The 13987-nt window shown below is 75.1% G+C and carries 13 protein-coding genes and 1 tRNA gene; 5 read left to right on the top strand and 9 right to left on the bottom strand.

Features of this window, described 5'->3' with window-relative positions; genetic code table 11:
- The first annotated feature begins 57 nt into the window (after positions 1 to 57).
- Both ABTX81_RS28455 and pgm read left to right on the top strand, forming a co-directional pair.
- Positions 58 to 137, top strand: a tRNA-Tyr gene (locus ABTX81_RS28455).
- 274 nt (positions 138 to 411) lie between these two features.
- Entirely contained in the window at positions 412 to 2064 is a 1653-nt protein-coding gene (pgm, locus tag ABTX81_RS28450) for a phosphoglucomutase (alpha-D-glucose-1,6-bisphosphate-dependent) (protein ID WP_350551182.1), read from the top strand.
- Positions 2065 to 2134: 70 nt separating this feature from the next.
- Here the strand turns inward: pgm and abc-f are convergent, their stop codons facing one another.
- Both abc-f and ABTX81_RS28440 read right to left on the bottom strand, forming a co-directional pair.
- Positions 2135 to 3907 (bottom strand): ribosomal protection-like ABC-F family protein, encoded by a 1773-nt coding sequence (gene abc-f / locus ABTX81_RS28445; protein ID WP_350551180.1) that lies wholly within the window; start codon positions 3905 to 3907, stop codon positions 2135 to 2137.
- Between the two features lie 275 nt (positions 3908 to 4182).
- Positions 4183 to 5691, bottom strand: coding sequence for an oxidoreductase (locus tag ABTX81_RS28440; protein ID WP_350551177.1), 1509 nt, complete (start codon positions 5689 to 5691; stop codon positions 4183 to 4185).
- Between the two features lie 192 nt (positions 5692 to 5883).
- Between ABTX81_RS28440 and ABTX81_RS28435 the strand changes: the two genes are divergently transcribed.
- Positions 5884 to 6516 carry a hypothetical protein gene (locus tag ABTX81_RS28435; protein ID WP_350551174.1) on the top strand — a complete coding sequence of 211 codons (633 nt, stop codon included), beginning with the start codon at positions 5884 to 5886 and terminating at the stop codon, positions 6514 to 6516.
- Positions 6517 to 6762: 246 nt separating this feature from the next.
- Here ABTX81_RS28435 and ABTX81_RS28430 read toward each other — a convergent pair whose 3' ends face one another.
- The 5 genes from ABTX81_RS28430 to ABTX81_RS28410 all read right to left on the bottom strand — a co-directional run bounded on the left by ABTX81_RS28430 (position 6763) and on the right by ABTX81_RS28410 (position 10770).
- Positions 6763 to 7332, bottom strand: coding sequence for a hypothetical protein (locus ABTX81_RS28430; protein WP_350551171.1), 570 nt, complete (start codon positions 7330 to 7332; stop codon positions 6763 to 6765).
- Between the two features lie 86 nt (positions 7333 to 7418).
- Positions 7419 to 8123: a hypothetical protein gene (locus ABTX81_RS28425; RefSeq protein WP_350551168.1), complete on the bottom strand. Its 705-nt coding sequence runs from the start codon at positions 8121 to 8123 to the stop codon at positions 7419 to 7421.
- A gap of 109 nt (positions 8124 to 8232) precedes the next feature.
- Complete coding sequence (locus ABTX81_RS28420) at positions 8233 to 9084, bottom strand: hypothetical protein (protein WP_350551164.1); 852 nt, start codon at positions 9082 to 9084, stop codon at positions 8233 to 8235.
- Positions 9085 to 9169: 85 nt separating this feature from the next.
- Positions 9170 to 9628 carry a hypothetical protein gene (locus ABTX81_RS28415; RefSeq protein ID WP_350551161.1) on the bottom strand — a complete coding sequence of 153 codons (459 nt, stop codon included), beginning with the start codon at positions 9626 to 9628 and terminating at the stop codon, positions 9170 to 9172.
- Between the two features lie 83 nt (positions 9629 to 9711).
- Positions 9712 to 10770, bottom strand: coding sequence for a helix-turn-helix domain-containing protein (locus ABTX81_RS28410; RefSeq protein WP_350551158.1), 1059 nt, complete (start codon positions 10768 to 10770; stop codon positions 9712 to 9714).
- A gap of 216 nt (positions 10771 to 10986) precedes the next feature.
- On the opposite strand from ABTX81_RS28410, the gene ABTX81_RS28405 reads away from it, so the two are divergent.
- The gene (locus ABTX81_RS28405) at positions 10987 to 11322 is read left to right on the top strand and encodes a hypothetical protein (protein WP_350551155.1); all 336 of its coding nucleotides are present in this window, start codon (positions 10987 to 10989) and stop codon (positions 11320 to 11322) included.
- Between the two features lie 89 nt (positions 11323 to 11411).
- Entirely contained in the window at positions 11412 to 11648 is a 237-nt protein-coding gene (locus ABTX81_RS28400) for a hypothetical protein (protein WP_350551152.1), read from the top strand.
- A gap of 311 nt (positions 11649 to 11959) precedes the next feature.
- Here ABTX81_RS28400 and ABTX81_RS28395 read toward each other — a convergent pair whose 3' ends face one another.
- Positions 11960 to 12223 (bottom strand): hypothetical protein, encoded by a 264-nt coding sequence (locus tag ABTX81_RS28395; RefSeq protein ID WP_350551149.1) that lies wholly within the window; start codon positions 12221 to 12223, stop codon positions 11960 to 11962.
- 135 nt (positions 12224 to 12358) lie between these two features.
- Positions 12359 to 13852: a hypothetical protein gene (locus ABTX81_RS28390; RefSeq protein ID WP_350551146.1), complete on the bottom strand. Its 1494-nt coding sequence runs from the start codon at positions 13850 to 13852 to the stop codon at positions 12359 to 12361.
- Positions 13853 to 13987: the final 135 nt, after the last annotated feature.

Below are 13987 nucleotides of genomic sequence, written 5' to 3'. Positions count from 1 at the left end.
GTCCGGAGGTGGTGATCGGGAGAGGGTGGAGGTGTCGGGATCAAGCAAGAACACCGAGGGCGAGCTGGGCCTGGGAGAGCCCAAGGGCCTGTAAAGCCCCCGCTTCGGCTGTGATGGTTCGAATCCATCCTCGCCCACCTCGGAGACCGCCCCGGGCCGTGCCACGGCCCGGGGCGGCGTGCGTCCGGCCCCCCGCAGCATCGCACCGGCCCGGCCGGCATCGCTCCGGTACCGCGCGGGCACCGCACGGCTGCCGCACGGGTACCGGACAAGCCCCGGACGGGCTCGGCCGCGCGTTCGCCCGCCCCGGTTCGGCGACCGGTCGTGCACTGGCTACGATCGGTGAGCACGGGGCAAGGACGCGTCGGGCCGCGGGCCGGCGCACGGCGAGAAATCCAGTGGGAGTAGACGATGGCACACGCACGGGCCGGGCAGCCGGCGCAGCCGGGCGACCTGGTGGACGTGGCGCGGCTGGTGACGGCGTACTACACGCTGCACCCGGACCCGGAGGAGCCGGGCCAGCGGGTGGCGTTCGGCACCTCGGGCCACCGCGGCTCCTCGCTGGACGCCGCGTTCAACGAGGACCACATCGCCGCCACCACCCAGGCGATCTGCGAGTACCGCGCCGCCCAGGGCATCACCGGTCCGCTGTTCCTCGGCGCCGACACCCACGCGCTGTCCGAGCCCGCCCGGGCCACCGCCGTCGAGGTGCTGGCGGCCAACGGCGTGACCGTCCTGCTGGACAGCGCCGACGGCTACACCCCGACCCCGGCCGTCTCGCACGCGATCCTGACCCACAACCGGCGCAGCCCGCAGTCACTGGCGGACGGCATCGTCGTCACCCCGTCGCACAACCCGCCCCGCGACGGCGGCTTCAAGTACAACCCGCCGAGCGGCGGCCCGGCCGGCTCGGAGGCCACCGGCTGGATCCAGGACCGCGCCAACGCCCTGATCCGCGAGGGCCTGCGCGGCGTCAAGCGGGTCCCGTACGCGCGCGCCCTGGCCGCGGCCACCACCGGCCGGTACGACTACCTGACCACCTACACCGAGGACCTGGTCTCCGTCCTGGACCTGGACGCGGTGCGCGCGGCCGGCCTGCGGATCGGCGCCGACCCGCTGGGCGGCGCCTCCGTCGCCTACTGGGGCCGGATCGCCGAGACCCACCGCCTCGACCTGACCGTGGTCAACCCGGTCACCGACCCGACCTGGCGCTTCATGACGCTGGACTGGGACGGCAAGATCCGGATGGACTGCTCCTCGCCCGCCGCGATGGCCTCGCTGATCGCCCGCCGCGACGAGTACGCCATCGCCACCGGCAACGACGCCGACGCCGACCGGCACGGCATCGTCACCCCGGACGGCGGCCTGATGAACCCCAACCACTACCTCGCGGTCGCCGTCGACTACCTCTACCGCCACCGCGCCGAGTGGCCCGCCGACGCGGCGGTCGGCAAGACGCTGGTCTCCTCCTCGATGCTCGACCGGGTCGCCGCCGACCTCAAGCGCGAGCTGGTCGAGGTGCCGGTCGGCTTCAAGTGGTTCGTCGACGGCCTGCTGGAGGGCTCGATCGCCTTCGGCGGCGAGGAGTCGGCCGGCGCGTCGTTCCTGCGCCGCGACGGCGGGGTGTGGACCACCGACAAGGACGGCATCCTGCTGGCCCTGCTCGCCGCCGAGATCACCGCCGTGACCGGCCGCACCCCCAGCGAGTACTACCGCGACCTCACCGACCGCTTCGGCGCACCCGCCTACGCCCGGGTGGACGCCCCGGCGGACCGCGAGCAGAAGGCGCTGCTGTCGCGCCTGTCGGCCGAGCAGGTCACGGCCGGCGATCTCGCCGGCGAGCCGGTCACCGCCGTGCTCACCGAGGCCCCGGGCAACGGCGCGGCCATCGGCGGCATCAAGGTGTGCACCGAGAACGCCTGGTTCGCCGCCCGCCCGTCCGGCACCGAGGACGTCTACAAGATCTACGCCGAGTCCTTCCACGGCCCCGAGCACCTGGCCCGGGTCCAGGAGGAGGCGCGCACCCTGGTCAACGGAGTGCTCGCCGGTCCGGCCAACGGCTGACGCGCCCTTTCTCCGCGACGGCTGCGGCCGCGGCCCGGCGGGGACGGACCCGCCGGGCCGCGGCCGTTCCTCAGGCGGCCGCCTCCGGCCGCCGGACGACGCGGCCCGCCGCCAGCTCCAGGCGCCGTCCGGTGAAGCGGCCGCGCAGCCGGCGGTCGTGGCTGACGACCACGACCGCGCCCCGGAAGTCCGCGAGGGCCGCCTCCACCTCCTCCACGAGGGCGGGGGAGAGGTGGTTGGTGGGCTCGTCGAGCAGCAGCAGGTCGACCGGCTCGGCGACCAGCCGGGCCAGTTCGAGCCGGCGCCGCTGGCCGTAGGACAGCTCGCCCACCCTCAGCCGCAGGTCGGCCGGGCGGAACAGGCCGAGCGACAGCAGGTGGTCGGCGTGCTCCTCCGGGTCGCCCCCGCGCCCGTGGGCGAAGGCCTGCGGCAGGGTCAGACCGGACGGCCACGGGGACTCCTCCTGGCGGAGGTACCCGATCCGGCCCCGGGTGCGGACGGTTCCCTCGTCGGGCGTCAGCTCGCCGGCCAGGACGCGCATCAGCGTCGTCTTGCCCGCCCCGTTGGGGCCGGTGACGAGCAGGCGCTCGTCGCCGCCGAGGCGCAGCTCCGGCAGGGCGAGGCGCCGTCCGACGCGGACACCGGCGAGGTCGGCCGCCGGTGGCGCCGTGCGGCCGGTGGCGGTGGGCGCGCCGGCGGTGGTCGCGTCGGCGGTGGTCGCGTCGGCGGTCGTGGACGCTTCGACGGCGGTGGACAGGCGGGCGGTGAACACCAGCGGATCGGCCGGCGGCGCCACCGGATCGCCCGTCAGCCGGGCCACCCGCTCCTTGGCGTTGCGGATCCGGCCCATCGCGCCGTGTCCGCGGCCGCGCGACCGGAAGCCGCCGTGCCCGAACACCGCGAACGGCAGCTTGCGCGGGATCGCCCCCAGCCGCACCACGTTCGTCTCGGCCAGCCGGCGGTTGCGCTCCAGCTCCGCCCGCCACTCCTCGTACTCCTGGAGCCGGCGGCGCCGTTCGGCGGCCTTGGCGGCGAGGTAGCCGTCGTAGCCGTCGCCGTGGCGGGTCACCCGGCCCTCGCCGACCTCCAGCACGGTGGTGGCGACGCGCTCCAGGAAGACCCGGTCGTGGGTGACCGCGAGCACGGTGCCCCGGTGCGCCCTCAGGTGCGTCTCCAGCCAGGCCACGGCCCGGTCGTCCAGGTCGTTGGTCGGCTCGTCGAGGAGCAGCAGCTCCGGGCCGGCCGCCAGGGTCGCGGCCAGCGCCAGCCGGGAGCGCTCGCCGCCGGAGAGCGTGCCCAGCGGACGGTTCCGCTCCAGCCCCGGCAGGCCGAGCCCGTGCAGGGCGACGTCCACCCGGGCGTCGGCCCGGTAGCCGCCGCGCGCCTCGTACCGGGTGACGAGCCCGGCGTACGCGTCGAGCCCGGCGGCGAGCTCCGGACCCGTCAGGGCGGCCAGCCCGGCCTCCGTGCCGCGGATCCGTGCCTCCAGGGCGCGGAGGTCCGCGAGGGCGAGGTCCACCGCGTCCTGGACGGTGGCGCCGGGCGGGAGGTCGAGCGACTGCGCGAGGTGGCCGATGCCGCCGGGGGCGGCCACGGTCAGCTCGCCGTTGTCCGGCCGGTCCTGCCCGGCGAGCAGGCGCAGCAGGGTCGACTTCCCGGCGCCGTTGTCGCCGATGACGCCGGCCCGCTCGCCCGGCCTGAGGCTGAAGGACACGCCGTCCAGGACGACGCGGTCGTCGTAGCGGCGGGTGACGTTGTGGAGGGTGAGCTGGGAGGTGGTGCGTGGCGTGGTGGTGCGTGGCGTGGTGGTGCGTGCTGAGGTGCTGCGTGATGGGGTGGTCATACGGATGTCCCCTGGTCTCGGCCGAGCCGGCCGATCGGAACGGGATTGCGGACAGATCCGCGCACGTCGGGGCAGCCGCGTCACACCGCGGGACAGGCGGCGTTGGGTCGCGGGGCGGACCGGAAGCACGGATGGCGGCGGCGCGGGGGCGGAGCCGGGCTCAACGCGCCCGCGCGGCGACTGTCACAGAGTTCCCATGCGCAGCACCGTAGACCGGGCACCGGCCGCCCGCAAGCCATTTACGGACCGGGGCGGCCGCAGCCGGCGACGGGTCTTCAGGCCCGGTTCAGGGTGCGGCTGATGCCGGCCAGGACCGCCGTGGTGAGCAGCCAGCCGAGCGCGGTCAGCGAGTAGCCGAACCACTGCTGTGCCCCGGTCCAGTACCACGCGCCGCGCTGACCGAGCCCGCCGATCGGGATCAGCAGGTCGAGGGTGTAGACGAGGGGGTTGAACGGGATGCCCTCGCCGGGTTTGACCTGCTGGGGCGCGCCGTGGCGGAAGACCAGGGTGCCGAGCAGGGCGAGGCCGCCGAGCCAGAGCACGGCCTGCCAGGGGCGGTAGCCGTACCCGACGGTGGCGTCCAGCAGCCGGCCCCAGAGCCGGCCGGGCAGGCCGAGGGTGCGCCGGCGCCGGCGCTGCTTCTCCAGGAGCACCCGGCGGGCGTCGTCGTCATGGCCGATCTTCCGGTACCAGGCGGCGAGTTGTTCGTAGGGCTGGGGGGAGTAGCCGGGCAGCGCGGCCAGCCAGGCCAGGCGGTGGGCGACGGGTTCGGCGGCGGTGGCGGAGCTCTGGAGGGAGGCGTAGCCGAAGCCGTCGAGGCGGGTGTCGGCGGGCCAGCTGTGGGCGTTGTCGTGCAGGACGGCGGTCTGCGCGTCCTGGAGGTCGACCGTGCCGTTCGGGGTGGCGGCGGGGGTGAGCTGGAGGTCGCCGGCGGTCAGCCGCCGGCCGTCCAGGGCCACCGCACCGCGGCCGTCCAGGACGGCGGTGTCGAGCGAGAGGCGGCTGCGGATCGCCGCTCCGGGGAGGCGGACCGAGCCGGTGGCCGTGAAGCCGTCGGCGAGGACGAGGGTGGAGGCGCTGAGGTCGTCGCCGGTGAGAGCGTCGCCGCCGGGGCTGTCGATCCGGGCCCGTTCCATGAACAGCCCGCCGTTGAACCGGGCGCCGACCAGCCGCAGGCCGCCGCGGGCGTGGAACCCCTTCCGGGCGAAGCAGCCGCCGTCCATCACCAGGCCGCCGGCCCAGAGCGCCCAGACGCCGGTGGCCGGCTCGTCGCCGTCGAGCAGCTCGGTGGCGGTGAGCCGGGCTCCGCTCAGCCGCAGTTCGCCGGTGATGTGCGCGCGGGTGAGGGTGAGCCGGCCGTCGAGGAGCGAGTTCTCGAAGAAGAGGTTGCCGTCGACCTTCAGCAGCCAGCCGTCGAGCCCGGGGATGCGGCAGCCGCTCAGGCTGGTGGACCTCAGCGTCGCGTCGCGCAGCACCACCTGCTCCTCGAAGTGGCAGCCTTCGAGCCGCAGTTCACCGGCCGCCGTCAGCCCGCGCAGATCGAGGCGCCCGGTGACGCGGGCGCCGATCAGGTGGAGCACGCGGACCGGGCCGACCGGTCCGTCGCCGCCGAGCAGCGCGGTCGCGATCGCCTCGGCGCGCACCGTGCGCCCCTCGCCCCAGGCCGCCCCGCCGGCCGGGTCGTCCCCGCCGGGCCCGCCGCCGCGCAGGTCGACCGGCGCGCCCGTGGCGCAGGCGTCCCAGATCCGCTGCTCCGGCCCGGTCAGGTCCTGGTACGTCAGCATCCCGCCCCCCTCGGTCGGTGATCACTCGCGGACCGCAGCCTAGCGTCCGGTGCCGCCTGGTCCTCCGCGATCCCCTGACGATCCGTTGATCGTATGGATCCAGGTGTCGGCGCTGCTGACCCGCCCGTCCCCGCGTTGGTAGGTTGGCTCGCCGATCCGACCGATCCGCGACGTCTTCACCCGGGGGATTTCTTGAGCCAGCCGCCGCAGTACCCGTACGGCGAGCCCAACCCGTACCAGCAGCAGCCGCCCGTGCCCCAGCAGCCGCCGGCCTACGGCGCCCCGCCGCCGTTCCCCGGCCAGCCGTACCCGGGGCAGCCGTATCCGGGCCAGCCGTATCCGGTCAACCCCGCGCCCTACGCGCCGCCGCGCACCGGCAGCCCGGTCGGCGCCTTCTTCCTCGGCCTCGTCGCCTCGGTCGTGGTGGCGGCGATCTACAGCGCGATCCTGGTGTTCATGTTCGGGGACCACCCGTCCAGGGACACCGTGCACACGCTCTACCTGGCGCACGCCTTCGTCAACGGGGCGGTGGTGGGCCTGCTGGTGGGCCTGGTCGGCCGCCGCAGCCCGGGGGCGTGGATCGCCGGCGCCGTCGTGGCCGCGCTCGGCGCCTTCTTCGGCTACGCCGACGCGGTGCCGTTCGTGATCCTCCGCGAGAGCGGGGCCGACGGCCTCCAGTTCATGCTGGAGCACGAGCCCTTCACCCCGGCCAAGGCGTGGTGGGGTGCCTGGGACGGAACCCAGTGGATCTCCGTGCTGGGTCTGGCGGTCGCCGCGCTGGCGGCCTGGGGGATCGCCTTCCTGACGGGCCGCAACCGCCGCTGACCAGGCCAGGCCAGGCCGGCCGGCGCCCGCGCCCCGGGTGCGGACCGTCGCTCCGGCGGCCGCACCCGGGACACGTGCCCTACGACACCCCGGCGGTCCCGGCGCCCGGCCGCGGGTGCCGGAGTCCCCGCGCTCACCTGCCGATCGTCAGACGTGCCCCCGTATGCAAGCACCTCCCACCGACATGCCGCAGTCGGGGTTCCGTATGACCTGACGTCACGTCAATGCGGGACGCCCGGGCCTGGATCACAGCGGAGCCATCACCAGCTCGCCGATCACGCGCAGACCGACCTGAGCGGCCAGCCACGGGGCACGTTCGGCCTCGACCTGCTTCACGTGCACGAACACCGTGTGGTCGGTCGCGGGCTCGGTCAGATCGAGGTCCCTGGCGTTCACGCAGACCGTCACATAGGCACCCCTGGTTCCACCGGTGCCGAGGCCGATGTCGGGAGCCTCGGGCCAGCCGGAGAAGTCCCACCGGATCGCCGCAGGGCTTGCGCCGACTGCCGCCAGGAGCGGACCCGCCATGTCCGGACCCATGCCCCAGCTGCTCAACCGGACCGGGAGGTGCTCCATCGGCGAGTCGCCCCTGGCGGACGAACCGGGGCCGGGGCCGTCGGCCCACCAGTCGGCATGGGGGAGGAGACTCATCAGCGGCTCCAGGTCCTCCGCGGAGCGCACTCGTGCGTCGAAGTCGACTTCGAGTTCGCTGGTGTCGGCGACCTCCAGCAGGCGCGCGGCAGTCCGCCATGCCTCCGCGAGGTCCGGCGTCCTCAGGACCGGTTGAGCGTACGAGTTGGCCATGGCGAGCAGCATTCCATGATCCCGCTCCCGGCGGAACCGGTTATCCGATGCACTCCGGCAGCGGTGTCCCGCGAGCGGGCGCGAGGTCGGACGACGAGCTAAGCGGCTCCCGGGTGCGCGCCCAGGACCAGGACGGCGGCGACGAGTGCCACCAGCAGGGCGAGCGCGAGGGGCCCGCAGCCGCCGGTCCGGCGGTCCGCCGGCTGCGGCCGCGCCGAGGACGGCGGCCCGTCGCCGGGACCCTCGCCGTTCCCCTTCCCGTCCCACGCGCGCCCGTCCTCGACGCCGTCGGGCCGCTCGGGCACGTCCACCGCGAACGCCGCGCAGGCCGCGCCCTGCCGGGCCGCGACCGCGGCCACCCGAAGGGCCACCCCGGCCCGGGCGTGCGGCGCGCCGTGCACCCGCCCCGCCGCGCCGGACCCGGGGACGCCGAAGCGGGAGGCGATGTCCGGGCCCGGCCCGGTGAGGTCCGGCGGCACCGTGTAGCGCAGCTCGATCCGGCGGCTCGCCCCGGCGGGCAGCGGCTCCTCGACGGCCCGCCGGTCGAAGTCCAGCCTCCCCTCGACGGGTTCGACGGGCTCGATCCGGAATCCGGTCGGGCGCGGTCCCTCGTTGTGGACGAGCAGGTCGAGGGTGACCGTGCCGCCGGCGGTCCCGAACCGGCGCGGCGGCTCGCACCAGGCCCGTACGCCCGCGTCCGGGCCGGCCCGCAGATCGGTGCCGCAGTACTCGCCCGGGCAGTACACGCCGAGCCGTTCGGCACCGTCCGTGCGGCTGCCGCAGAGTTCGCAGTAGAGCGCCATGCTCCCGCCTCCGTCCCGCCCCGGGGTTACCCGGCCGCCCGGCGGGGCAACCGCCGCCGCCCGGACCGGAACCTCCCCGTGACCGGTGTGGCCCCGCCGCCGGAGGCGGTCAGGGCGCCGCCCCGGCGGTGGCGGGCTGTTCGGCGTCCCCGAACCGGGCCAGCGTGAGCGCCCCGAACACCGCCGCCGCGAAGCCCGCGACGGCGAGCGGTTCGAGGTCGTGGCGGGTGCGGTCGCCGAGCAGCAGCACGCCGACGACGGCCGGGCCCAGCGTCTCGCCGAGCACCATGGCCGCCGTCGCCGCCGTCACCGACCCGTTCTGCATCGCCCACGTCAGCGCGGCGAACCCGCCCAGTCCGGCGAACGCGATCGCGTAGGCGGCCGGCTCGGTCAGCAGGTCCGGCAGCCGGGGATCCGGCAGGACTCGCACGGCGACGCCGACCACGCCGAACTGCAGACCGGCCACCAGCCCCAGCAGCGGCGCCCGCCGGCTCCCGCCGAACCGCACCGCCGCCCAGCCGGCCCCGATCAGCAGCACCGCGGCCAGCAGCACACCGAGCCGCAGTGCCGGGGTGCCATGGCCGGGCCCGTCGCGCCCGGCGCTGACGGCGAGCACGCAGAGCCCCACGCACACCGCCGCCACCCCGGCCCACTCGCTGCGCCGCAGCCGCACGTTCAGCACCCGGGCCGCGCCGACGGCGGTCACGGCGAGCGCGGAGGCGAGCACCGCCTCCACCTCGTAGAGCGGAAGCCGGTCCAGCGCCAGGAGCTCGGCACCGAACCCGAGCATGTCCATTCCCACCCCCGTGAGGAACGGCCACTGCCGGAACGCCCCCGCCAGCGCGGCCGCCCCGCCGGGCCGCCGTCCGGCCGCGGCACGACGGGCGCCGACCGCCTGGAGCACGGTGGCGGACCCGGTGAGCAGGGCGGCGGCCAGCGCCGCGAGCAGGCCGAAGGACATGCGCCGACCGTACGGGCCCGCCCCGTCCGCGCCCCGCTCCGGCACGCCGTGGCGGGCCGGAGGCGCGCCGCGCTGACCCCGGGGATCAGCCGGACATGACGGCGGAGCCGCAGCGAGCGCCGCTCGAGCCGGGGAAGGCGGTGCCGAGGCAGACCCAGAGCCTGACCGAGGTGACACCGGGGTCGGTGGACTCCCACGGGCCGAGCGAGGTTCCGCCCGCCGTGGAGGTGCTGTCCGTCGCGAGCGGGCCGTTGGTGATTCCGGAGGCGGTCACGTACGCGCGCGCCGCCACGCCGTCGGCCGCGTCGTCCTGGACGAAGTTGTTGTACGCGTCGTTCAGGTAGGCGGACGAGGCGGCGATGCAGAAGGTCCCCTGGACGTGGCCGCCCCGGGAGCCGGCGGAGTTGGTGACGCTCGCGCTGAGGGTCTTGCAGGTGACCGCCTCGGTCCGCGTGGTCGCCGCCTGGGCGGCGGGCGCGGCGAGGCCGCCGCCCAGGAGCACGGTGCCCAGGGCGAGTCCGGTGATGGTGACGCGTGTGCGCATGGGTTCTCCCCGTTCCGGTGGTGGGCCGTCGGAGCCTGCCGGCCGGGGCCGCAGGTCCTGGTGTCCATGCTGGCGGGGGAGTGTCAGGGCGTCGTTGTCAGCGCCTGCACGGTACTTGTCGATTCCCGCTCCGGCTTCCGCTCCTGCTCCTGTTCCCGCTCCCGCCGCTCGCCGAGGTGGTGGAGGCTCCGGTACTCGCCCGGCGGGAGACCGTACGCGGCGCGGAAGGCGCGGCTGAAGTTGGCGGCGTCGGTGAAGCCCCACCGGGCCGCGATGGCGTGCACCGGGCGGCGGTGCAGGCGGGGGTCGGCCAGGTCGTGCCGGCAGCGTTCCAGCCGGCACCGGCGGATCCAGTCGGCGACGGTGAGCCCCTGGTCCTGGAAGATCTTGTAGAGCCGGCGGGTGGAGATCCGGTGGGCCGCGGCGATGGCGCCGGGGGAGAGGGCGGGGTCACCGAGCCGCTGCCGGATGAACTCGTGGATCTGGGCCTGCAGCGCCTGCCGGTGCGTCTCCGGCGGCAGCGCGTCGAGAGCCTCCAGCTCGTGGGCGCACAGGGCGGCGAACAGGTCGGCCGTGATGGTCGCCAGCCGGACGGCGTCGGCGGTCGTGTATTGGGCCGCGTTGCCGGCGAGCTCCGCGAGGTGACGGGAGAGCAGGGCACCGAATCCGCCGTGCTGCGGCAGCCCGACGGCGACGAGGGGGGCGAGGTCCTGCGAGCGGAACGGGAGCAGCTCCCGCTGGACCTGGAGGATCGTGCAGCCGGCGACCCCGCCCCGGTCGGCGTCGGCCCAGGCCGTGAACGGTCGCGAGGTGTCCCAGAAGGCCTGGCCCCGCGGGGCGAGCACGGTCTCACGGCCGTGCTGGGCGACTCCGATCAGCCCCTGCCGGTGCACCGCGAACTGGAGCACCCCGGGGTCGGACTGCCGGATCAGCCTGGGGGTCCGGACCACGTGCAGCGGGCTGTAGGTGAGCGAGGAGACCTGGACGGGGCCGAGGTCCAGGACGCGCATCGTGCCCTGGAAGTCGTCCTGGTGCTCGGTGCGGATCAGCGTCGGCAGATGGGACCGGATGCCGAAGTCGTACCAGCTCGGCCACCGGTCCGCCCGGGGCAGGTCCTGGGTACTGAACGTGCTCTCGATCATCGCCACTCGCCCGGTCCTGCGGATCGCCGTTCGCCCGGCGAACGGCTGGGAACCTGTCGGCTCCAGCATGTTCACGCCCGGGCGCCGGCTTCAAGGCGTCCGGTGCGGATGCCCGGAATCGGCTCCCCGTCGGCCGGATGAGGCGGGGACCGGCGGGCCGCTGTCAGTGGTGGCCCCTACAGTGCCGTTGACGACACGGCTGGAGGAGGGGGACCGTTGCCCGATCCGATGGAGTTGCTGCGGGGACTGCGGGCGGACGGCTCGTGGCGGTTCAGCTGGTCCGGCGGCGTCCTCGACGAGGCGAGCTTCCGGTTGGCGCCCGGCGACGGGCCGCGGCGTCGGGCGCTGGTGGAACGGCTGCTGACGGTGCAGCCGCTGACGGAGCGCCAGGACGGCGGTCCGGTGGACGTGGACGACCCTGAGCAGTGGGAGGGCGTCCTGATCGCCGCCGTCCTCGCGCACCCGGTGAGCAGCCGGCTGCGCGCGCTCGATCTTCGGCTCACCGACTACCACCACTCCGCCGAGCGGGCCGCGTCCGCGCTCGCCGGCTAGCGACGTCTTCGGGGTCGCGTGCTCGGTGGACCAGCTGGACGACCTCGCCGCAGTGGTACCCGGACCTGAAGGAACTCGACCTCGGCCGGGTGGAGTTCGACGCGCCGACGTCCGACGTGCTGGCGGCCCTCGCGGAGTCCCCGCTGCTGCCGCGGCTGGAGACGCTGACGGTCCGGGACCTGGTGATACCCGAGGAGGGCGGAGCGGAGCTGCTGGCCGCCCTCGCGCCGCGGTTCGGGCACCTCACCCTGCGGGTGACGGGGGCCGTGGCCGTCGAGGGCCTGGACGAGGAGGAGGTCCGCCGGGTGCTGCCGGCGCTTGTCTGACGAACGGCGGGGGCCGAACGGCGGGTGGGCTTCAAGCCCGTCCACCCGGCAGCGCGCCGCAGGAAGTCGGCCACACCGACTTCCTGCGCCGCGCAAGCCCACCGTGGACAGGCTCGTCCCACGCCCATCGTGAGGCACCCCGAAGGCCCGGCATGCCGGAATCCCGACAGGTTGCAGAATCCCGCCCCACCCCCATAAACCCGCAGCTCACGAACTCTGCTCCCCGCGCACGCGGGGACCCGGCCGGAGGTCGAACCTGGGCTGACGGGGATCCGCCGGCCGGGGAGGACTTCCTGTGACCCGTCGGTGCGTCAGTCATCCAGCGGTGAGGGGTCGGTGGGCGCAGAGGCGTCCCGGGTGCGGTCGCGGGGGGTGCGGCAGGGCAGGTGGCGGGTGAGGGCGTCGCTGCAGTTGGCGGCGGCCATCCGTGACAGCAGGGCGGCCAGGCGGGTGACGAGTGGGCGAAGCCGGGACCGCAGGGCGGCGTCGGCGCGGGCGTCGAGGCGCTCGATCGCGGAGCAGAGGCGGGTGACGAGATGTGCGGTCCCGCGAACGGCGCGGCGGAGGTGGCTCACGCGAGTGCAACCGGTCCGTCACCCGCCCGGTTCCGGTCCACGGCCGGGTGGCCGATGACAGACGCCTGGCCGTGCGCCCGGCGCGCCCGGTCCGCGCCCGCGCGGGTAGTCGGCCGGGCGCGGGCGGCGCGCCGGTCAGGCGTCTGTCGAGGTCTGTCGGCGGAGCCGGCGGCGCTCCCTCAGCGTTCGGACGCCGAATACCGCAGCGGTGAACACGGCGGCGGCGACCACCTCGGCCGCGAACACGCCCACCCCGTCGAAGCGGCGGTGGGCGTTCACGGTGTTCAGCCAGATCACGAACATCGGCCACAGGACCAGACCGCTGAGGACGAAGCGCTGACCCGGATCGAAGACCTGTACCGGCGGGGGTAGGTGGAGGCGGCGGTCGGCGGCCACGGGTGTGTCGGTGGGTGGATCGGTGGCAGGGTCGTCGGAGGCCTCGGCCATGACGTGTTCCGAGCCCCAGCGGGTCTCGCCGTCGTCGAGCACCAGGACGGCGAGGGTGCCGCGTCGGTCCCCGGCCTGCCGGCCCAGCCACCCGGTGGCACCGGCCAGCCGGACGGCCATCGGCCCGGCGGCATCCGCGTCCGCGAAGCGGTCGGCGTACTCCTGGAAGGCGACCGGGCCCGGACCGGGAGAGGCGTCAGCGGGCTCGGGATCGAGCCGGATGCCGGACCGCCACGTGGTCCCGCTGTCCTCGTCGCTGCTCGTCCGGAAGCTCCAGGAGAGGACGGTGCCGTGGACGCTGACCCGTCTCCAGCCGGTCGGCTGTGGGGCGTCGGCGGGATGTGCGGTGTGACGGTCCGTGGCCTCCAGCCACTTGGTCGGAAGCAGGGCGCGGCGTCCGTGGACCCTGATCAGCACGCACAGCCAGATCAGCACCATGACACCGGTGACGATCGGGAAGCCTGTGTGCGCGACAGGCCTGCCCGGGTGGACCAGCGGCAGGTACGGCTCCGGGAAGGTGCCGAGCCCCGGGCGCTCGATGTCGAGCAGGACCCGGAGGGTGTCCCCGGCGGCGAACCGGTCCAGTTTCCCGCGCTCGTCGGCGAGCGCGAGGGACATCTCCGGGTGTCCGGCCGGGTGCACGGCGAGGCCGCTGCCGTGTGGACGAGGGCGGCCTGCGGCCTCGTAGGCGGAGAGGGCCACCGTGCAGTCGGTCCACCGGGCACCGGCTGCGACGAGCGCCGCGTGGCGGTCGATCAGTTCACGTTCGAGCGGCTGGTGCGCGGTGAGGAAGACGACGGGGGCGACCCACAAGGCCGGCAGCACCATCGCCCAACCCGCCAGCACCGACCACTTGCTGCGCCTGGCCGCCCGCACCGTGACCTCGCGCAGCGCGGCGGGTGACGGCGGGGGCTGGGGTGGTAGGGGCCCGGTGCGTTCGGCCTCGGGGGCGAGCCGGGAGGCGAGCAGCCAGAGGAGTCCGAGCGAGACGGTGACGGCGAGTGCGGTGAGCACCTCCCACCGCGGCCCCGGGTGCCACGGGACGACCAGCACGGTGCCCAGCGACCACGTCGCGGCCAACACGGCGGCGCAGCCGGTCCCGAACGTCCACCCGGTAGCCCGCCGACCGGTCACCCCCACCGTCATCCGCTGCTCGGTCGGCGGATTCACATATCCGCTCACGGCACCCCCTGTGCCCGGCGACATCGCGGAGACCACGTTAGCCGGGTTCAGCCGCCGGTCGTGCCTGTCCGTTGGAACCTGGACAGAGTTCTCTCGGTCTTACGGGGAAGTGCCCCGAAGGTCCGAGGTGCCCGA

Source organism: Kitasatospora sp. NPDC097605, from assembly GCF_040302725.1.
GTDB lineage: Bacteria > Actinomycetota > Actinomycetes > Streptomycetales > Streptomycetaceae > Kitasatospora.
This window is presented reverse-complemented; position numbering and strand designations above follow the sequence as displayed.

Excerpts from the sequence above, each read along its gene's own strand:
- ABTX81_RS28440 (WP_350551177.1), bottom strand. The coding sequence starts at position 5,691 with ATGCTGACGTACCAGGACCTGACCGGGCCGGAGCAGCGGATCTGGGAC.
- pgm (WP_350551182.1), top strand. The coding sequence starts at position 412 with ATGGCACACGCACGGGCCGGGCAGCCGGCGCAGCCGGGCGACCTGGTG.
- ABTX81_RS28410 (WP_350551158.1), bottom strand. The coding sequence starts at position 10,770 with ATGATCGAGAGCACGTTCAGTACCCAGGACCTGCCCCGGGCGGACCGG.
- abc-f (WP_350551180.1), bottom strand. The coding sequence starts at position 3,907 with ATGACCACCCCATCACGCAGCACCTCAGCACGCACCACCACGCCACGC.
- ABTX81_RS28425 (WP_350551168.1), bottom strand. The coding sequence starts at position 8,123 with ATGGCGCTCTACTGCGAACTCTGCGGCAGCCGCACGGACGGTGCCGAA.
- ABTX81_RS28430 (WP_350551171.1), bottom strand. The coding sequence starts at position 7,332 with ATGCTGCTCGCCATGGCCAACTCGTACGCTCAACCGGTCCTGAGGACG.
- ABTX81_RS28420 (WP_350551164.1), bottom strand. The coding sequence starts at position 9,084 with ATGTCCTTCGGCCTGCTCGCGGCGCTGGCCGCCGCCCTGCTCACCGGG.
- ABTX81_RS28415 (WP_350551161.1), bottom strand. The coding sequence starts at position 9,628 with ATGCGCACACGCGTCACCATCACCGGACTCGCCCTGGGCACCGTGCTC.